The sequence below is a fragment of the Microbispora sp. GKU 823 genome (assembly GCF_002027145.1).
Lineage (GTDB): Bacteria > Actinomycetota > Actinomycetes > Streptosporangiales > Streptosporangiaceae > Microbispora > Microbispora siamensis.
The window spans coordinates 1-17,167 of record NZ_MWJN01000099.1 but is presented as its reverse complement, the minus strand read 5'-3'; the positions used below and the strand labels follow the sequence as shown (position 1 = coordinate 17,167).

General features: G+C 69.8%; 19 protein-coding genes, 1 pseudogene and 1 riboswitch. Of the genes and pseudogenes, 7 read left to right on the top strand and 13 right to left on the bottom strand.

Features of this window, described 5'->3' with window-relative positions; translation table 11 throughout:
- Nucleotides 1–93 precede the first annotated feature (93 nt).
- Nucleotides 94–1,254 carry a glycoside hydrolase family 68 protein gene (locus B1L11_RS35315; protein WP_143737769.1) on the top strand — a complete coding sequence of 387 codons (1,161 nt, stop codon included), beginning with the start codon at nucleotides 94–96 and terminating at the stop codon, nucleotides 1,252–1,254.
- A gap of 150 nt (nucleotides 1,255–1,404) precedes the next feature.
- On the opposite strand, the gene lgt is transcribed toward B1L11_RS35315, so the two are convergent.
- Both lgt and B1L11_RS55465 read right to left on the bottom strand, forming a co-directional pair.
- Entirely contained in the window at nucleotides 1,405–2,301 is an 897-nt protein-coding gene (gene lgt, locus B1L11_RS35310; RefSeq protein WP_079319656.1) for a prolipoprotein diacylglyceryl transferase, read from the bottom strand.
- Between the two features lie 136 nt (nucleotides 2,302–2,437).
- Complete coding sequence (locus B1L11_RS55465; RefSeq protein ID WP_204049279.1) at nucleotides 2,438–2,731, bottom strand: cellulose binding domain-containing protein; 294 nt, start codon at nucleotides 2,729–2,731, stop codon at nucleotides 2,438–2,440.
- Between B1L11_RS55465 and B1L11_RS55460 the strand changes: the two genes are divergently transcribed.
- A complete protein-coding gene (locus B1L11_RS55460) occupies nucleotides 2,622–3,020 on the top strand; it encodes a hypothetical protein (RefSeq protein WP_372974758.1) in 399 nt (132 codons plus the stop codon). The two genes, B1L11_RS55465 and B1L11_RS55460, sit on opposite strands and share 110 nt — an antisense overlap.
- A 194-nt stretch (nucleotides 3,021–3,214) precedes the next feature.
- Here the strand turns inward: B1L11_RS55460 and B1L11_RS55455 are convergent.
- Nucleotides 3,215–3,724: pseudogene (locus B1L11_RS55455) on the bottom strand (PHB depolymerase family esterase); the annotation flags it as partial.
- Between the two features lie 647 nt (nucleotides 3,725–4,371).
- Here B1L11_RS55455 and B1L11_RS35300 point away from each other — a divergent pair.
- Entirely contained in the window at nucleotides 4,372–5,226 is an 855-nt protein-coding gene (locus B1L11_RS35300; RefSeq protein WP_079319655.1) for a hypothetical protein, read from the top strand.
- 46 nt (nucleotides 5,227–5,272) lie between these two features.
- Here B1L11_RS35300 and B1L11_RS35295 read toward each other — a convergent pair whose 3' ends face one another.
- Nucleotides 5,273–5,671, bottom strand: coding sequence for a VOC family protein (locus B1L11_RS35295; RefSeq protein WP_079319654.1), 399 nt, complete (start codon nucleotides 5,669–5,671; stop codon nucleotides 5,273–5,275).
- Nucleotides 5,672–5,765: 94 nt separating this feature from the next.
- Here B1L11_RS35295 and B1L11_RS35290 point away from each other — a divergent pair, with 94 nt between their 5' ends.
- Nucleotides 5,766–6,776, top strand: a complete 1,011-nt coding sequence (locus B1L11_RS35290; RefSeq protein ID WP_079319653.1) for a YafY family protein — start codon at nucleotides 5,766–5,768, stop codon at nucleotides 6,774–6,776.
- A gap of 46 nt (nucleotides 6,777–6,822) precedes the next feature.
- Here the strand turns inward: B1L11_RS35290 and B1L11_RS35285 are convergent, their stop codons facing one another.
- Together B1L11_RS35285 and B1L11_RS48945 are read right to left on the bottom strand one after the other, a co-directional pair.
- Nucleotides 6,823–7,476 (bottom strand): alpha/beta fold hydrolase, encoded by a 654-nt coding sequence (locus B1L11_RS35285; protein WP_256863165.1) that lies wholly within the window; start codon nucleotides 7,474–7,476, stop codon nucleotides 6,823–6,825.
- Nucleotides 7,425–7,628: a hypothetical protein gene (locus tag B1L11_RS48945; protein ID WP_218671510.1), complete on the bottom strand. Its 204-nt coding sequence runs from the start codon at nucleotides 7,626–7,628 to the stop codon at nucleotides 7,425–7,427. The genes B1L11_RS35285 and B1L11_RS48945 overlap by 52 nt, the downstream gene beginning before the upstream one ends.
- A gap of 61 nt (nucleotides 7,629–7,689) precedes the next feature.
- Between B1L11_RS48945 and B1L11_RS35280 the strand changes: the two genes are divergently transcribed.
- Nucleotides 7,690–8,106, top strand: a complete 417-nt coding sequence (locus B1L11_RS35280) for a MarR family winged helix-turn-helix transcriptional regulator (protein WP_079319652.1) — start codon at nucleotides 7,690–7,692, stop codon at nucleotides 8,104–8,106.
- A 76-nt stretch (nucleotides 8,107–8,182) separates the two neighbouring features.
- Here B1L11_RS35280 and B1L11_RS35275 read toward each other — a convergent pair whose 3' ends face one another.
- From B1L11_RS35275 to B1L11_RS35255, 5 genes are all read right to left on the bottom strand, one after another.
- The gene (locus B1L11_RS35275; RefSeq protein ID WP_256863164.1) at nucleotides 8,183–8,632 is read right to left on the bottom strand and encodes a C40 family peptidase; all 450 of its coding nucleotides are present in this window, start codon (nucleotides 8,630–8,632) and stop codon (nucleotides 8,183–8,185) included.
- 184 nt (nucleotides 8,633–8,816) lie between these two features.
- Nucleotides 8,817–8,974, bottom strand: a riboswitch (cyclic di-AMP (ydaO/yuaA leader).
- Between the two features lie 399 nt (nucleotides 8,975–9,373).
- On the bottom strand, nucleotides 9,374–10,555 hold the full coding sequence (locus tag B1L11_RS35270; RefSeq protein WP_079319650.1) for a serine hydrolase: 1,182 nt from the start codon (nucleotides 10,553–10,555) through the stop codon (nucleotides 9,374–9,376).
- Between the two features lie 59 nt (nucleotides 10,556–10,614).
- Nucleotides 10,615–11,706 carry a hypothetical protein gene (locus tag B1L11_RS35265; protein WP_143737768.1) on the bottom strand — a complete coding sequence of 364 codons (1,092 nt, stop codon included), beginning with the start codon at nucleotides 11,704–11,706 and terminating at the stop codon, nucleotides 10,615–10,617.
- A 79-nt stretch (nucleotides 11,707–11,785) separates the two neighbouring features.
- Complete coding sequence (locus B1L11_RS35260; RefSeq protein ID WP_143737767.1) at nucleotides 11,786–12,700, bottom strand: WD40 repeat domain-containing protein; 915 nt, start codon at nucleotides 12,698–12,700, stop codon at nucleotides 11,786–11,788.
- Nucleotides 12,701–12,771: 71 nt separating this feature from the next.
- Nucleotides 12,772–13,980, bottom strand: coding sequence for an FAD-dependent monooxygenase (locus B1L11_RS35255; RefSeq protein WP_079319647.1), 1,209 nt, complete (start codon nucleotides 13,978–13,980; stop codon nucleotides 12,772–12,774).
- Nucleotides 13,981–14,063: 83 nt separating this feature from the next.
- Here B1L11_RS35255 and B1L11_RS35250 point away from each other — a divergent pair, with 83 nt between their 5' ends.
- On the top strand, nucleotides 14,064–14,645 hold the full coding sequence (locus tag B1L11_RS35250; protein ID WP_079319646.1) for a TetR/AcrR family transcriptional regulator: 582 nt from the start codon (nucleotides 14,064–14,066) through the stop codon (nucleotides 14,643–14,645).
- Between the two features lie 82 nt (nucleotides 14,646–14,727).
- Here the strand turns inward: B1L11_RS35250 and B1L11_RS35245 are convergent, their stop codons facing one another.
- Nucleotides 14,728–15,717 (bottom strand): pirin family protein, encoded by a 990-nt coding sequence (locus B1L11_RS35245; protein WP_079319645.1) that lies wholly within the window; start codon nucleotides 15,715–15,717, stop codon nucleotides 14,728–14,730.
- Between the two features lie 134 nt (nucleotides 15,718–15,851).
- Here B1L11_RS35245 and B1L11_RS35240 point away from each other — a divergent pair, with 134 nt between their 5' ends.
- The gene (locus B1L11_RS35240) at nucleotides 15,852–16,487 is read left to right on the top strand and encodes an HNH endonuclease family protein (RefSeq protein WP_079319644.1); all 636 of its coding nucleotides are present in this window, start codon (nucleotides 15,852–15,854) and stop codon (nucleotides 16,485–16,487) included.
- Between the two features lie 27 nt (nucleotides 16,488–16,514).
- On the opposite strand, the gene B1L11_RS35235 is transcribed toward B1L11_RS35240, so the two are convergent.
- A complete protein-coding gene (locus B1L11_RS35235; protein WP_079319643.1) occupies nucleotides 16,515–17,141 on the bottom strand; it encodes a GPP34 family phosphoprotein in 627 nt (208 codons plus the stop codon).
- Nucleotides 17,142–17,167: the final 26 nt, after the last annotated feature.

Below are 17,167 nucleotides of genomic sequence, written 5' to 3'. Positions count from 1 at the left end.
TGGGGGCGGCGAGGAGGGCATGCCCGGACCGGAGACCCGGTCCGGCGCGTACGAGGGGCTCGCCGGCGGACGGCGACGTGACGGGGGGACCGCGTGAACGGCGAGCCCGCGCGCTGGACGCGGCGGCACCTCGCCGCGCCGGCCGGCGGTGCGGCGACGGCGGCACCGGTCATCGGCCTTCCGGCGCCGCCGCGCGTGCTGCCTCACCACGACGTCTGGGATCTGTGGCCGATTCAGGAGGAGGACGGCTCGACGTCCGTGGTGCGGGGCCGCGAGTTGTGGATGGCGCTTTCCGCGCCGCCCTGGGCCACCCCGACGGAGGCGTCACGACCGCGCCCGCCTCCGGCTGCTCGCCAGGGCCGGCGACGGCTGGACCGACCTCGGTCACGCCTTCGCGACGGAGCCTCGCCGGGCAGCCGGGAATGGTCGGGGTCGGCGGTCCGCAGACCGGACGGCACGGTGTCGGTGTTCTACACGGCCGCGGGCCGGCGAGGGGAGGCCCGCCCGACGTTCGCCCAGACCGTCGTCGAGGCCCGCGCCCGGCTGCTGACCGAGGGAGGCCGGGTCCTGCTGGATCAGGCCGCCGAGCACCGGGAGGTCCTCCGCTCGGACGGCGTGACGTATCTGCCGGCCGACGACATCGAGGGAGGACCCGGGCGGATCAAGGCGTTCCGCGATCCCGGCTGGTTCCGCGACCCCGCTGACGGGCGCGAGTATCTGCTGGTCGCGGCGTCCGTCGCCCCGTCCGGCGACGCGGACCACGCCTTCATGGGTGCGGTGGCCCTCGCGGCCGCGACGCCGGACGGCTGGTCGCTGCGGCCGCCCCTCCTCGTGGCCGACGGAGTCAACCACGAGATCGAGCGGCCGCACGTCGTGGTGCACCGGTCGTCGTACTACCTCTTCTTCTCCACACACCGGCACTCGTTCCACCCGCCGGGGAGCGCGCCCACGGGGCTCTACGGCTTCGTCGCCCCCAGCCTCACCGGGCCCTACAGGCCGCTCAACGGCTCGGGGCTCGTGCTGCGCAACCCCGCGGAAGAGCCCGACCAGGCGTACGCCTGGCTGGTCCTGCCCGACCTGAAGGTCGTGAGCTTCCTGAACTACCGTTCCATCGGAGGGCCGGATCCGTGGCAGGCCGGGCCCGCCGAGGCGAGGGCCGCCTTCGGCGGGACGATAGCGCCGGTTCTCGAACTCACCCTGCGGGAGGCCGCCACCTCTGTGGTCGTTCCCGCGTCCACGGAGGCAGGGCGTTGAGCACGTACGGTGCGCGTCGACCACCACGCGACAGTGCCTTGCCGTCCATGCGCGCGTTCCGCCAGGGCATGCTCGACGCTCTGGCCGCCGGGCTCGCGCTCGGCCCCGCGACCGGGCGGTCATGAGGGAGCGACGGCACCAGTGCGTTCGTCAGGTGCGCTCGATCGGATCGGAGGATTGTCCGCCGTTCTCCTCGTACGAGGCCTTGTGCGTAGAGGCCGGCACCGCGAGCTGTTCGTCGCCCTTGTCACGAGTCACCCACAGATAGACCAGCGCGCCGGCGAACAGCACGATCGAGGTCCACTGGTTGATCCGCAGCCCCAGGAGCGTCACCGCGTGGTCCACTCCGCCCACGGGGTCGATCCGCAGCCCCTCGATCCAGAACCGCCCGAACGTGTAGCCGGCGACGTAGAGGGCGAACAGGCGGCCGTGGCGCAGCGTGAACCGCCTGCCGGCCAGGATCAGCCCGAAACCGAGTGCCGCGTCCCACAGCGACTCGTACAGGTACGTCGGGTGGTAGAGCACGCCTGGCTCGCCGCCGTGCGCCTGGTCGATCTCCAGGCCCCACGGCAAGGTGGTCGGACCGCCGTACAGCTCCTGGTTGAACCAGTTGCCCCAGCGGGCGATGGCCTGCCCGAACGCGATGCCGGGCGCGACCGTGTCGGCCACGGCGCGCAGAGACAGCCCCCGGCGGCGGCAGGCCAGCCACACGCCCACGCCTCCCAGGGCGACCGCGCCCCAGATGCTGAGCCCGCCTTCCCAGATGAACAACGCCCGGTAGGGCTCCTTGATCGCGCGCGGGCCGAAGTAGGTCTGCCAGTCGGTGATGACGTGGTAGAGGCGTGCGCCGATCAGGCCGAAGATCACCGCGGGGACCGCGATGTCGCTGATCGCGCCCTTCTCGCCGCCGCGGGCGCGCCAGCGGCGCTCGCTGAGCCAGGTGCCGAAGACGATCGCGAGGATGAAGCACAATGCGTAGGCCCGGATCGGGATGAACCCGAGATACCAGACCCCTTGGGAAGGGCTGGGAATCGAGGCAAGGGGCATGCCGGTGAGGCTAGTCAGCGTGAGGCCGTTCGGTTGCCTCAGTGACCTGATCGCAAACCTTCTGCGACGTGACGCCCACGCCGGGAGGGCCGGGGTGGAGTCCGGTCGGGCGCCACCCCCGGGTGATCATTGTCGATCAGGCGATGACGCAGGGGCTCCCGTTGAGGGTGAACGCGGTGGGCTTGGCGGCGTTGCCGGTGTGGGTCGCCTGGAAGCCGATCTCAGTGGAGGCTCCGGGCGCCAGCGTGCCGTTGTAGCTCACGTTCGTCGCCGTGACCTGTCCGCTGGTGGGGGAGTAGGTGGCGTTCCATCCGTTGGTGATGGTCTGGCCGCCGGGGAGCGTGAAGGCCAGCGACCAGCCGTTGATGGTGGAAGAGCCGGTGTTCGTGATCGTGAGGTTCTCCGTCAGCCCGTTGTTCCAGGCGTTCACGGTGGCGCTGATGCGGCAGGCGCCCGATCCGCCGCTGGGCGACGGTGACGGAGAAGGCGACGACGACGGGGACAGTGACGCGGACGGGGACGGGGAAGCGGAAGGCGAAGGTGAGGGAGAAGGAGACGTCGACGGACCGGACTGGAACTGGGTGAAGAACTTCCACACCTCTCCCGAGGTCCAGGTCCTGGCGCCGCTGGTCGAGGTGGACCCGTCGTTCGGAGAGGGGGTGTGGTCCCCGTCGAACGCCGCCCACACGACCGGGTACCCGGCCCGGCACCCCGAGTAGGCGGTGATGATGTGCGTCAGGCTGCCCTGCGCGGGCTCCCGCGGGCTCATGGGGGTGCAGCCGTTGTTCGTGACGAACCTGTCACGCAGCGACCGTCCGTTGGAGATGTTGAGCACCGAGTCGTGAGTGCCGTGGATTCCCATGTACGCGACGGGCTGGGTGCCGCCGCTGCACCCGCTGAGCTGCGCGCCGGAGTAGACCGCGACCGCACGGAAGACCGTCGGCCGGGCACACGCGACCGCGAAGCTCATCGAGCCGCCGTAGCTCCACCCCATCGCGAAACGCTGCGTCGTGTCGACACAGAGATCGCCCTCGACCCGCTTCAGCACGTCGTCGGTGAAGGTCAGGTCTTCACCGTTGGTGTTGCCCCAGCCGTTGTTGATGCCCTGGGGTGCGATGAAGATCGTGCTGTTGTTGGAAAGTTGCTTGAGCCCGTAGTAGGACCAGACGGCTCCGTCCGATCCGCCCGTGTCGACGATCTGGGCGGTGCCGTTCAACCAGTGGTACGCGAAGATCAACCGGTAGGGGTGGTTATTGTCGTAGTTGTCGGGAATCCGCAGGATCCAGGTGCGATTCTTGCCGCTGGTCGTGATGGTCTGTGAACCGCTTCTCAGCGTCGGGGCCTTGCCGCATCCGGCGGTTGCCGCTGCGACGGCGCCGGCCGAGGACGGCGTGGTCGCGCCGAGGCTGTCGCTCAGTGCCATACGTCCCGTGGTCAGGACGAGAAGCGCGGCGGCCGCGATGGCGGTGTAGATGGATCTCTGTCGCAACTTCACGTAACTCCCTTTGCCGTTCGAAAATCGACATGCGTCGATAGGGAAGCCAGGTGTTTTTCCTTCATCCGGTGGAGCGTGCGCAGTCGGCATATGCATGCCGGCCGAGCGGCCTCCCCGGACGGATTCGAACGCTAAGTGAGCCCACCGTCAGTCGACCCGCATCATCGGCGCGCGCGCATGCTCGCCTCTTCCCTGCTGCAGAAGAGCATGGCGAGTTCAGATGCCCGTCAGCGTCGGCATGGCGCTTCTGGTGATGCGGCCATGTTAGCGCTAACAGTGACGGGGGCGGCCAAGTGCTCCTTTCTGCCGGGCGACTGGAGGTGGTGGCGAAGCGGAGCAAATATGAAGTCATGAGATCTGTCAAGGATTTCGCCTTGCCCTCGGACGTCCTTCGCCGGTAACCGTCCATTCCTTCAGTTCTGACCAGGAAAGAAGCCACGGCTGCCGTTGACGCCGGGATGTAATTTTCATCGTCGACGGCTTTGCGCGGAGAAGGAACGAGGGGCGTCTCCAGCCGTGCGTAAGGGCGGAAAAGGAGAGGCGTCAGCAGTTCGCGAACGGCCACCATGACGGGTATGGCGACACCGAACCTGCCGTTCCGATGGGATCTGGTCCGCCGCGACCGACTCGGCACCCTGCTGGAGGGCCGCCCCGAGCCGCCGCTGCCGTATCTGGACACGTTGATCGAATGTGGCGCGAAGGTTCTGGCCCGCAGTGGCAACGGCGACGTCTACTTCGTCGGGCGCTCGGCCGACAGCATCTTCGATCTGTTGTCGGGCGCGTTGTCGGCCACCTCCCGATCCGACCGCGTGCGCCTGCTGCCGTTCTCCTACCGGCTCGAACAGCCGTTGCTCGCCCATGAGGTCGGTCAGATGCGGGCCAACCTGGGGGCCACGGGCCTGAGCCCCCGACAGCTGGCCCGCCGCAGAAGGCCGCTCGTGCTGGCCGACCTCGTCTACGCCGGTTACACCTTCACGCACCTGTACGGATTCCTCCGCGAGTGGATCGACGAAGAGCGCGAGTCCTGGGATGTCATCCGGCTCAAGCTGCGTTTCCTGGGCATCACCGCACGCCGGAAGACCAGCCCGAACACCTGGCGCTGGTGGCAGGACGCGGAGTGGACGGCCGACGTGCCCCGCAGGAGCGTCACGAACGTGTCGATCCACCCGTACGCCTGGAGCTTCCTGGCCGATTACCAGCACAAGCTCACGCAGTCGTTCCGGCGCACCCGCTGGGCGGACGAGGCGGTCACCGTGCCCCGGCACGACGAGAAGACCCTTGACGCGCTCGCGGAGGCCGTCGCCCTCGTCGAGCGGGGCCGTACGTCCACCGTGCGGACCAGGATCGCCCGCCACATGGCCGAGGAGCCCTCGTTCGCCCAACCGTGGCTGCGCTCGCTCGCTCTCGAACTACGCCGTGGCACGTCCTGACGCTTCCCGGGCGCCGACGCCGGGGTTCCGGAGCTCTGTCGCGCCGTCAGCGGGCGAACTTCTCGATGGCGGCCGGGCTGACAGGGGTGAAGAAGTTGACGAGGTTCCCGTCGGGGTCGCGGAACAGGAGCGACCGGTTGCCCCACGGCATCGTGGTGGGCTCTTGGACGAACTCCTCGACGAAGCCGACCAGGTTCTGATGCACGCCGTCCACGTCGTCGACGAGGAACTCGATGATCACGCTGCGGTTGTCGGCCGGCTGGGCGGCGCCGGGGGCGAAGAGCGGGACGGTGCGGGTGCTGCCGATCGCGAGGGTGGCGGAGGCGGTCCTGAGCTCGGCGAAGTCCTCACTGGACCAACTGGCCCGCGCTCCCGTGGCTCGCTCGTAGAAGCCGACGAGGCGTGCGACATCGGCCGTGATGATGCGGATCGATACGAAGTCCATGGTGATCTCCCTGGTGCGTGGGGTTGTCCTCCCGGGGCACACTAGGGCGAATACCGGACAGAAACCGCCCAGTATCTTCACTAGATTGTGTGACGTGGCTCGACCTACTCATCGCGTGCTCACGCTGCTGGAGCTCCTGCAGTCGGGCGGCATTCGGACCATGGCCGAGCTCGCCGACCGGCTCGGCGTCGACGAACGCACCGTGCGGCGGTACGTGGATCATCTGATCGACCTCGACGTGCCCGTCGAGTCCGTGCGCGGCCGCTACGGCGGATACCGGCTCGCCCCCGGATACCGCATGCCTCCGCTCATGCTGAGTGACGACGAAGCGCTCGCCGTGCTGCTCGGCCTGGTCGCCGGTCGCCGGTCAGGGTTGACGACGACGACGGGTACGGCGAGTGAGACGGCGGCGGCCAAGATCCGGCGGGTCCTGCCCGAGCGGCTCGCCCGCAGGCTCGACACCGTGCTCGAATCCCTCGCTTTCACGGCTCCGCCCGGCGAGTTCGCCGCCCCGGAGACCGCGGTCCTGCTCTCCGTCGCCGATGCGGTGCGCCATCACCGGCCGATCTCGATCAGGTACACCGCCGCCGACGGCCGGCGCAGCGAACGCACGCTGCATCCGTACGGGCTCGTCGCCCATTCGGGCCGGTGGTACGTCACGGGTGCGGATCCCGAGATCGGCGAGGATCGCACCTTCCGGCTGGATCGCATCGCGGATGCGAGGACCCTGCCCGGTTCGTTCGAGCCGCCCGCCGGGCTCGATCCGGCGCAGCACGTCCTGTCGGGGTTCGCCAAGGCTCGGTATCGGCATGAAGTGGTCCTGCGGATCCAGGGAACGGCCGAGCAGATCCGCGCCCGCCTTCCCGCCGGCGTCGCGACCGTGGAGGAGTCCCCGTCCGCGGAAGGCGCGGATCCCGAGACCGAGGGCTGGCTCCGGGTCGAGGTGCGGGCGGAGCGGCTCGACTGGTTGCCCCCGGTGCTCGCGTCGCTCGACCGGCCGTTCGTCATCGAGCGTCCGGACGAGCTCCGCGGCCTCGTCGTCGCGCTCGCGGACCGGCTCGCGGCCTCCGCCCGCAGGGTTCCGCCCGCGCCGGGCACGGTCTGAGGCGCAGCGCTCCCTGTCGGCAGTGCCCTTCAAGGCGCGATCGCCACTACTCGCCGGTGCCCGCCGCGATCGCCGGGGAACCGGGCACGGCTGCGTGCAGATAGTGGTCGATCGCGGTGAAGGTGGCTGCCGGCTGTTCGATGTGCGGCAGGTGTCCGGCCTCCGGGATCACCTCCAGCCGGCCGCTCCCGAAGGCGTCGGCGTAGGCGGCGCCGTAGGCGGGCGTGACGATCCGGTCGCTCTCTCCCCACAGCAGGAGAGCGGGGACGTCGACGTGCCTCAACCGGCGGAGCAGTTTGGGGTCGTGCATGTAGGGGTCGCCCGCCAGCGTGCGCATGGTGGCCATGTCGGCCGCCCGGCGTGCGAGTTGGTCGGCGGGGACATCGGCCGGATCGACGTAGAACCGCTGCGAGTCGTGCCAGGCGTACTCGGCGACGCCGCGGGCGTCGAGGGAGAAGAAGTCGCGGATCGGCTCGCCGGGGACGTGCACGCCGACGGCGTCGATCAGCACCAGGCCGGTGATGATCCCCGCGGTGTCGCGTACGGCCATCTCGGCGGCGATCCAGCCGCCGAGGGAGGAGCCGACGACGAGGACGTCGCGCAGTCCGAGCCGATGCAGGCAGTGCAGGTAGGCCAGGGCGAGGTCGTCTATGCCGGTGAGCCATGGAGGGCGGGGCGTGCCGTCCCAGCCGGGGTGCACAGGCGTGATGGCGTGTGTCGTCCGATGAAGGTGCCGGGCGAGCCGGCGACCGTGGCGGGGCCGCCGCCGCCGTGCAGGATCAGGGCCGGTCGGCCGGTTCCGGCCTCCGACACGGTGAGGGACAGGTCGTCGTAGAGCGAGATCGTGGTCATGGGCACAGCATAACTAAACATGTTTATTTAAACTAGCTTAGTATCGTACTAAGCTTGTACCGTGCACGGCGATCTGCAAGAACTCGGACGAGCCGTCAAACAGGCTCAGTATCGGCAGCACCGGGCCCTGGAGAGCGGGCTGTCGGCGATCGGCGCGACGCTGGCCCAGTGGGACGCCCTCCGGGCGATCAGCCGCTCTCCCGGGGCGTCGGCCCGGGAACTGGCCGCGGCCACCTTCCAGACCGAGCAGGCCTTCGGGACCCTCGCCGGTCGGCTGGTCGCCCAGGGATGGATCGAGCGCCGGCCCGGGCGCGGCCGGCGCATCGAGCACCATCTCACCCCTTCCGGCGAGCAGGTCCTGCAAACCGGGCACAAGGTCGCCGACGAGGTGCTCGCCAGGTGCTACACCGCCTTGTCGGACACGGACCGCGGGACCCTGCTGGTCCTGCTCCGACGCCTCATCGCGGACGGCGCGTAGTTCGATCGGCGAGATGCCCCGGGCGGCGGCGTGCGCCGGGGACATCTCCGCCGAGGATTTCTCCGTGGCCCCGCTGTCAGACCCCGGGGCGTACGGCGGTGAGGAAGCTGCTCCTCCAGTAACCGTTGAGCTTGTCGACGCTGACCACCGCGCCGCTGTGCGGGGCGCTGATCACCTTCTTGTGCCCGATGTACATGCCCACGTGGCCGCCGCCGCTGGTGAAGATGAGGTCGCCGGGCTTGAGGTGCGCCAGGGAGACCCTCTTCTTGACGGCATCGAGCATCGACCATGTCGTGCGCGGGAGCTTGACGCCGGCCTTGCGCCAGGCGAACTGGACGAGCCCGGAGCAGTCGAACGCCCGTGGGCCCGTCGCGCCCCATACGTACGGATCGCCGAGGTGCTTCTTCGCCACCTTGATGGCGTGCTCGGCCTTCTCCTGCTGGAGGGCCGACTTGGTGACCTTCGTGTTCGCGGAGTCGTCCGCCGTGGACGCCGCGGGGACCTCGCCGTTGTCCGGGGTGGTCACCGTAGCGGGGGGCTCGGGTGGGATGACCGTCGAGGCCGCCGGTGGGGCTGCCACCGCCCCCGACGCGGCGGCCGCGGGGAGCGCGCTCAAGGCTCCTGCGGAGGCGGTGAGTGCCGCGCTACTGATCGTGACGCAGGCAATGCGGAGCAGAGTGGTGGAGTTGGTAGACAGGGGATCTCTCCCTAGGGTCTTCCGCTTGTGCCTACCGGGTTAGCTGACGGATTCGGGCGGGGAAGTCGCCCTACGGCGCTGACGCGCCGATTCACCCCAGACCTTCGTCGAAGGTCGATTGGTTCCCCGGCTCCGGGCCTCCTTGCTGCACGGATTCGGCATCACCGCCGCCCAGGGGGGCGGAGAGGACGTGGCGACGGTGACAGTGGATGGTCGTTTTCGAACACGGGCCGGCCGGGTTCGTAACGGCGGCGTCACGTGGACCCCGTCGTAGGGCAAGGAAACTACCAACTTGCCCCATGTAGTCGCAAAGGCCCCAAAAAGGTAAGGATCACGTAAAAAGGATCAAAAGCGCATAACCGCAGGTCACGGGATGTCCATAGGCTGATGTATGTGACGCTCGTCACATGCGTTACGCGTCTTCCGGGCCGTCAACGCACGCACATACAGCCCGCGAACGGCTCGCGGGGACTGAGTCGTGCGCGGTGAGGTCATCGCCGCTCTGCACCAGTTGGTATTACTCCCCGATCCCGGCCGTCGAGCGCCCCGGCTCCCGTGGCGGTGGTCCCTCTACGGCTTCACGAGGGCCGTGGTCACCACTTCGGCGGCTTCGGCAGGCCCGTATCGGTCTCTCGGGACATTCCGTCCGAGCCGTACGACGACCGTGTCCGAGCCGGGATCGACCTGGATGACCTGACCACCGAAACCCAGTGCCCAGTACATGTCGTGAGGTGCGCCCTCGACCAGGCGCCGGCGTGGCGCGGCGGAACTCCGCTCTCTCGTGCTGGGCTTCAGCGGGTCGACGACGGGACCGCGGGCGTTCACCCACCACAGGTAGCCGTACGCGGCGTTCAACTTCTGCGACGGCCGGCCGGTCGCCGCCTCGACCCACCGCCGGGGGACGATCTGCTTCCCCTGCCAGTTTCCTTCCCGTAGGAAGAGATAGCCGAAGCGGGCCATGTCCTCGCAGGTGGAGTTCAGGCCGGAGAACATGTTGGTGTTGCCGGCTCCATCAAGGGTCATCCTCGAGCGGCTCATGCCGAGGGGGCCGAAAAGCCTCTCCTGCGCGTACGCCGCAGGACTCTGCCCGGTCGCCTTCGTGAGCACGGCATCGAGCGTCTGGATGGCGGAGTTGTTGTATGCCCAGACGTCCCCGGGGGCCGCGTCCTGGGCGAGACCGACGGCGAAGCCCGTGCGATCGGCGGCCCGGACGAGGCGGCGGTAGTCGGTGTCGAAATCCCAGTGCCGGCCGGAGACGTTGCTCAGGATGTCCTTGATCGTGACGTCTGCCGAGGGGGTGCCGGCCCACTCGGGGACGTACTCAGACACCTTGTCATCGATGGAAAGCCTGCCCTCCGCTTCGGCGATGCCGACCAGGGTGCCGGCGTAGGACTTGGTCGCGGAGAAAACCTCCTGGCTGGTGGTCGTGTCGGCGTCGTTCCAGTACCAGTCGGCCACGAGTCGCCCGTGCCGGATCACGACCAGGCAGTTCGCGCCTCTCCTCCCGGCATCGAGAGCGATCTTCTCCAACCCGGCGCGGTCGAAACCGGCGTCATCCGGGCTGATGCGACGCCATTCCGCTCCCGGATAGGCGGTCGTGGCGGGACGGAGGGCGGCCGACGGGGTGGGAAGACCTGTCCGCGTCTGCGGTGGTGTGGTCCGGGACCCGGCCGAGCACGCCGAGCCGAAGGCGGCGGCCGCGAGAGTCAGCGTCAGGACGCCCCGCGCGATGGGGGACTCGCTCCGCCGCATGCTCACCCTCTCCGCCTTCGGCCACTCCTACCGGTGCACGATGTGGCGATTCCAGCCGGTCAGCGCGTACGCCAGAAAGTGCCGTTGGCCGAGGGATCGTCGGGGTCGCCCTGCGGCACGGTGAATCCCGCCCCCCACAGCGTCGCCGTCCCGGGCCTGCGCGCGATCGAGAACAGCGCGGCGTCGGTGCCGGCCTTGCGAGGGAGCGGGGTGCTCCGCCAGGCCGAACCCGTGACGTGCCACAAGGTGGAGTTCCAGTTGCCCTGCACGACCCACATACCGCCCTTGCCGTCGGGCTCCACCTCCGTGTACGGCTGGGCGTTGGCCGTACCGACCGAGGCGAGCCACGAACGGCCGTTCCAGCGCATGACCAGGGTCCGGCTGTAGGTCACGTCGTCACCCTCGTCGTCGGCGCCCTCCCAGGTGACGCCGCCGACGGCCCACACGTTGCCGGGGCTCACGACGGCGATGTCGTTGAGGACCGCGGCGGCGTCGGGCGCGGGAAGCTTGATCGCGGGTGTGGGCATCAGCGCCCAGGACCTTCCGTTCCACCGCATGATCGCGGGACGATCGCCCTTGGTCCCCGCCGCCCAGACGTCACCGGCCTTGTACGCGTCGACGGCGGCGGCGCGGGCCGGCAGCCGCACGCTCTTCCACGAGGACCCGGTCCAGTGCCGGGCCGAGGCCGAGGACTCGGCGACCGCCCAGACGTCCTTCGCGCCCGTTCCGTCGGCGTCCGTCGCGGAGAAGCCGCTGCCGAGCGAGGCGGTGGTCCACCCGCGGCCGTTCCACCGAGCGGCCTTCCCCGGACCGAAGACCCACACGTCCCTGTTCGAGCCGGCCGTCACGGCCGTCAGTTCGTACGGCGGGCTGCCGGGGATCACCTGCCACGATCCGCCGTCGAACCACTCGACCAGGCCGCGCTGCCTGCCGTTCACGACCCGGTGTCCGGCCGCCCACACCGACCCGTTGCCCAGGGCCGTCACGTCGTTGAGTACGTCGTCCCCGGGCAGCGTGTTCACCCTGGTCAGCCGCCACTCCGGCGCGCTCTCCCCGGCCTGGCCGCCCTGCCGGGTCACGCCGTGGGCCGCCACGGCCGGCAGGCACGCCAGCCCGAGCGCCGTCATGGCCGAGACGAATACGGTACGCACGATGCTTCCCCTTCCGCTCACCAGTACGACGTCTGATGGAGGGGAGCCGTTCACACGTCGCCGACGGCAGAGGCCGGACTCACTGCTTCTCCGTCCACGGCTCGTATTCGTCGTCCCCGGGGAGCACCCAGACCTTCACGTCGGGCCTGGTGATCGTCCGGAGCGGCGTCGCCTTGCCGGTCGTCTTCGAGACCCGGTAGATCGCCACGCCCGTCCTGGTCTTCGACCGGACGATCAGGCGTCCCGCCTTGTCGAAGTCGAGGTCGTCGACGTACTGTCCCCGGGGCAGCCGCACGGTGATGGTGCCGCTCGCCTTGCCGGTACGCAGGTCGACCAGGCGCAGCTTGCGAGACTTGGGCCACGAGCCGACAGGCGCCGCCGCCGTCACGTAGTCGTTCGCCAGGGCCACCGGCGACAGCCGCGTCTTCGACCGCAGCCGGGTGCGCAGCCCTCGGTCGAACACCGTCACCCGGCCCCCCAGCACCCCTTGCATCAGCAGCCGCTTGCTGTCCGGGCTGAAGCCCGAGAAGCTCCACTCGTCCGTCCCTCCGGGCTGCGGCAACGTCTTGCCTTTCCGCACGTCCACCAGGACCCCCAGCCCCGGCGCCGAGGTCCCGGTGACCACGAAACTGCCGTCGTCCGACACCGACGGCCACTCCTCGCCGGTCGTGTACGCCTCGATGCTCCGGATCACTCTTTCCTTGCCGTGCAGAGTCCGCTCGGCGAACCGCCCGTCCGACTTGCGGAAATAGAAGAAGTGCCGGCCGTCTCCGCTGACCAGGAACGCCGTCCGGGCCCCGGCGTTGACCGCGTCGCTGGGCGCGACGGCGAGCGCTTCGGGCACCTTCACCACGTCTCCGTTGGTGAGCACCAGTTCCCAGGTCTGCGTTCGCTGTGCGTACGCGATCGTGACCGGCGTGGCGGCCGCCGCGGGGTGTCCGCTCAGCGGAACGGCGGTCAGGAGAACTGTCGCGAGAACCGTACGCAATCTCATACGGGGTGAGATGCCGGATAACCCCGAAATGTTGCCGGTTCCCGAACTCCACCGCGGCCCACGGTGCGCGGCTACGAGGCCGGCGTGCGGTAATCCCTGATCGTGATCGCGGTCGCGGCCCTGCGGATGGGCTCGGTGACCCGCTCGATCATGCGGTTCTTCCCCGGCAGATGCGGCATCAGCCGCAACATCAGCATCTGGAACCGGATCTGTGCCGCGGACTTCAGCACCATGCCCTTGAGGTTGCCCGCGGCGAGCTTCTGGTTCTCCTCCACGAAGTGCCGCATCTCGCGCTCGTAGGCGGCGAACCCCGCGGCGTGGTCGCCCGCCGCCTCGGCGAGGCAGCCCGCGAGAACGTAGGCGCCGACCAGGGCCAGGCTGGTGCCCTGACCGGACGCGGGTGAGGCCGCGTAGGCGGCGTCGCCCACGAGCGCCACCCGGCCCGACGACCAGCGGTCCATGCGCACCTGGCTGATCGAGTCCAGGTAGAAGTCCGGCGCGTCCCCCATGGCGTCGAGGAGGCGCGGGACCTCCCAGCCCTGGCCGGAGAAGACGTCGGCGAGGAGCTTCTTCTGCTGCGCGGGGTCCCGCCGGTCGTACTCCAGCGGCGGCGAGGAGAACAGGAACATCGCCTTGGCGTCGTCGCCGCGCCCGGTGCTGTACATCCCGGCGCTCCTGCCCGGGGCCGGATGCATCATCTCCGTACGGTCCAGGTGGAGATGGTTCGGCACCGTGAAGATCGAGATGTAGTGCCCGAGGTCGTGGACGAACCGCGACTCCTCGCCGAAGGCCAGCCCGCGTACGGTGGAGTGCAGGCCGTCGGCGCCCACCACCAGGTCGAACGTGCGCGGGGAGCCGTTCACGAAGGTGACGTGCACGCCGTCGGGGGTCTCCCGCAGGGCGGTGACGGAGTCGTCGAAGACGTACTCGACGCCGTCTCCGGTCGCCGCGTGCAGGAGCCGGGTGAGGTCGCCACGCATGATCTCGACGTCGTCGCCCTCTCGGCCGCCGAACAGCTGCGCGCTCATCGTGCCGATCTGCCTGCCGCGTGCGTCGACGAAGCGTGCGACCTGCATGTCGGTGCTGTGCCGCCGCACCTCGTCCAGCAGGCCCATGCGGGCGACGACGTCGAGTGCCGCCCCCCGAATGTCGATCTTGTAGCCGCCGTCCCGCAGCGAGGGCGCGCGTTCCACGACGGTCACCGCGAAGCCGTGCTCGCGGAGCCAGAAAGCCAGCGTCAGCCCGGCGACGCTTCCGCCGGAGACCAAGATGTTCGCCATGCCGGGAACTGTACAAGCGTCTCAATCACCTGTCTAGCACGATTGTCCAAGACATTTGTGCTTGCATGGGCTAGGCTCTGAGCATGGGAAACCGGGAAGATCTGCTCGCGGGCGCCAAGCGGTGCCTGATGGAGAAGGGATACTCCGGCACCACCGCGCGTGACATCGCGGCGGCCGCCGGCACGAGCCTCGCCGCCATCGGCTATCACTTCAGATCGACGAAGGCCCTGCTCGACGCGGCCCTCATCGAGGCGATGGAGGAATGGGGAAAGGAGATCGAGCAGACTCTCGCCGCCGACGCGTCGCTCGACGGCGCACCCGCGCAGCGATTCGAGGCGACCTGGACGCGCATCATCGAGTCCTTCGCCAGGATGAGACCGTTGTGGGCCATCCAGTTCGAGCTCATCGCCCAGATGGACCGGCTCCCGGAGCTGCGCGAGGCGTTCGCGACCGCCAACCGGCAGGCGAGGCTGGGCCTGGCGGCGATCTTCGAACACCTGGATCCGGCCGCGGACGAACACAGGGCGATGGCTGTCGGCGCGTTCTACCAGGCACTGCTCGGCGGGATGGCGGCCCAGTGGCTCGTCGATCCGGAGCGGGCTCCGTCGGCCCGCGATCTCCTCGATGCGCTGCGTACGGTCAGCGCGGGGCTCGCGACGGAGTGACCGGCGGAAATCGTGGCCCAGCCGCGTGAGGCCGGCCGGGCGGCGGATGGGTGCGCTCCTCGGCCGGCCTTCGGCGGGCGTGTCAGTCCGTCGCGGTCAGGGGTCCGTCGGCGTGCGGAACCCGCTCGGCGGGGATGACGCCCAGGCGGCCCGCCTGGTAGTCCTCCATCGCCTGGATGATCTCGGCGCGGGTGTTCATCACGAACGGCCCGTAGTGCACGACCGGCTCGCGGATCGGCTGCCCGCCGAGCAGCAGCACCTCCAGGTTGGGCTCGGCCTGGGGCTGGGCGGTGTCGGCCGCGAGGGTCAGCGACCCGCCCGCCCCGAAGACCGCGAGCTGCCCCTTGCGGACCGGCCGCCGCTCGGCGCCCACGGATCCCTGACCGGCCAGGACGTAGGCGAGGGCGTTGAACTCCGGGTTCCACGGCAGGTCGAGCCGGGCCCCGGGGCTGACGGTCGCGTGCACCATCGTGATCGGGGTGAACGTGACGCCCGGCCCGGCGTGCCCGTCCAGCTCCCCGGCGATCACCCGCAGCAGCGCGCCGCCGTCGGCCGAGGCGAGCAGCGCCGCCTCCCGCCCCCGGATGTCCTGGTAGCGGGGCAGGTGGAACTTGTGCGCGCGAGGAAGGTTCACCCACAGCTGGATGCCGTGGAAGAGCCCGCCCGAGACCACCAGGTGCTCCGGCGGCTTCTCGATGTGCAGCAGGCCGGACCCGGCGGTCATCCACTGGGTGTCGCCGTTGGTGATGGTGCCGCCGCCACCGTTGGAGTCCTGGTGCTCGAAGACGCCGTCGATGATGTAGGTGACGGTCTCGAAGCCGCGGTGCGGATGCCATGGCGTGCCCTTCGGCTCGCCGGGGGCGTACTCGACCTCGCCCATCTGGTCCATGTGGATGAACGGGTCCAGCGCGGACTGTGGCACTCCGGCGAACGCGCGCCGTACGGGGAAGCCCTCACCCTCGAAGCCGCTGGGCGCGGTCGTCACCGAGCGAACGGGGCGTGGGGTTGCGACGGCCGGATCCGGTGCGGCGACTCGTGGCAGCGTCAGGGTGTCGGCGGTGACAGCGGGCATGGCCGCCCTCCTAATTGAATCTTCAACTTCCGCGCCTTGCAACCACCCGAGATCGCCGGACATTCCCGCCCGCGGATCGCCCTGCGCCCGCATATAGTCACGGGCAGTGGGGATGGACTGGTATGGCTGGAATCATGATCTCCATAAGCCGCACTTTCCAGATCGCCGTACTGTCCCTCGCGGTCCTCCCGATCACCGCTGTCGCGATCGCCCCGCAGGCCGCGGCCGATGCCGGGGCGCCGGCCCGCCGCATGCTGGCGCAGCTGAAGGTCGCCAAGCCGTTGTCGCTTCGCGGTTACAGCCATCGGCGGTTCCAGCCGCGCTGGGCGCACCACAAGGGGGAGTGCGACGCGCGGGAGGTGGTGCTCACCCGCCAGGGCCGGGGCGTACGGAGGAACGGGGCGTGCCAGGCCGTGAAGGGCGTCTGGCACAGCCCGTACGACGGCAAGGTGCTGAAGAGTGTGAAGCAGATCGACGTCGACCACGTCGTTCCCCTGGCGTACGCCTGGCGCTCCGGCGCCAAGAGATGGAGCCAGGCGAAGCGGCGGGCGTTCGCCAACGACCTCAGCCGTCCCGAGCTCGTCGTGGTGAGCCACTCCGCCAACATGGCCAAGGGAGGCCAGGGGCCGCAGAGCTGGCGTCCGCCGCGCCGTGCGTACTGGTGCCGTTACGCGACCTCGTGGATCACCGTGAAGCACCACTACCGGCTCTTGGTGACCCGTGCGGAGAAGGTCGCCCTGCTCAACATGCTCCGCACCTGCGGCAGGTGACCGGGCCTCTGCGGCCGCCGGGGAGCCTCAGCCGGAGCTCGAGGCATCGATCTGCTGGATGACCTTGCGGAGGGCCGGGGCCGCCGGGCCGCCGCGTTCGGTCAGCTGGGCGATGCGCTGCTTGTGCGCCCGCCGTTTCGCCCGCGGGAGGATCGTCCCGAGCTCTCCCGCGGCGGCCAGGCCGACGAGGGCCGCCTCGCGGTCCCCGACCCGGGACACCGGGCCGGTGAGAGCGCCCGCGACCTGCGTCGTGAGGCGTTTCACCACACGCGTGTCGCGTACGCGGACGTAGCTCCTGTTGAAGATCAGGAACGGCTGGCGCAGCTCCACCCTGACCCAGCGGCCCACCTCCAGTTCGTCCCGGACCGCACGGGCCGTCGCCCGGCCGTCCTTGCCGATCCAGTGCCGCCAGGACCGGGGCCTCGACTGGGCGATCTGGCGGAGCAGGCCGTCGAGAACCGGGTCGGCGGTCCGGTCCTCCGACACCACGCGCACCTTGCCTCCGTCGTCGGCGATCCGGCCGGCGAGCAGCAGGTCGGTGAGGGCGGCCGCGCGCAGCAGGAAGGGGAAGCGGTAGTTCGTCACCACCCGCTCCTTGCGGGGGTCGTAGGCCAGCAGGTAGAGCTGAGCCGTCAGGGAGCGGGGAACGTCCACGGGACTGCCTTCCTCTCAGTCGTCGG

What these genes read in the sequence shown, in the direction of transcription:
- B1L11_RS35240 (WP_079319644.1), top strand. Translation starts at nt 15,852, where the DNA reads ATGATCTCCATAAGCCGCACTTTCCAGATCGCCGTACTGTCCCTCGCG.
- B1L11_RS35295 (WP_079319654.1), bottom strand. Translation starts at nt 5,671, where the DNA reads ATGGACTTCGTATCGATCCGCATCATCACGGCCGATGTCGCACGCCTC.
- B1L11_RS35245 (WP_079319645.1), bottom strand. Translation starts at nt 15,717, where the DNA reads ATGCCCGCTGTCACCGCCGACACCCTGACGCTGCCACGAGTCGCCGCA.
- B1L11_RS48945 (WP_218671510.1), bottom strand. Translation starts at nt 7,628, where the DNA reads ATGACCACGATCTCGCTCTACGACGACCTGTCCCTCACCGTGTCGGAG.
- B1L11_RS35270 (WP_079319650.1), bottom strand. Translation starts at nt 10,555, where the DNA reads ATGCGGCGGAGCGAGTCCCCCATCGCGCGGGGCGTCCTGACGCTGACT.
- B1L11_RS35255 (WP_079319647.1), bottom strand. Translation starts at nt 13,980, where the DNA reads ATGGCGAACATCTTGGTCTCCGGCGGAAGCGTCGCCGGGCTGACGCTG.
- B1L11_RS35300 (WP_079319655.1), top strand. Translation starts at nt 4,372, where the DNA reads ATGGCGACACCGAACCTGCCGTTCCGATGGGATCTGGTCCGCCGCGAC.
- B1L11_RS55460 (WP_372974758.1), top strand. Translation starts at nt 2,622, where the DNA reads ATGGTCTGGCCGCCGGGGAGCGTGAAGGCCAGCGACCAGCCGTTGATG.
- lgt (WP_079319656.1), bottom strand. Translation starts at nt 2,301, where the DNA reads ATGCCCCTTGCCTCGATTCCCAGCCCTTCCCAAGGGGTCTGGTATCTC.
- B1L11_RS35250 (WP_079319646.1), top strand. Translation starts at nt 14,064, where the DNA reads ATGGGAAACCGGGAAGATCTGCTCGCGGGCGCCAAGCGGTGCCTGATG.
- B1L11_RS35260 (WP_143737767.1), bottom strand. Translation starts at nt 12,700, where the DNA reads ATGAGATTGCGTACGGTTCTCGCGACAGTTCTCCTGACCGCCGTTCCG.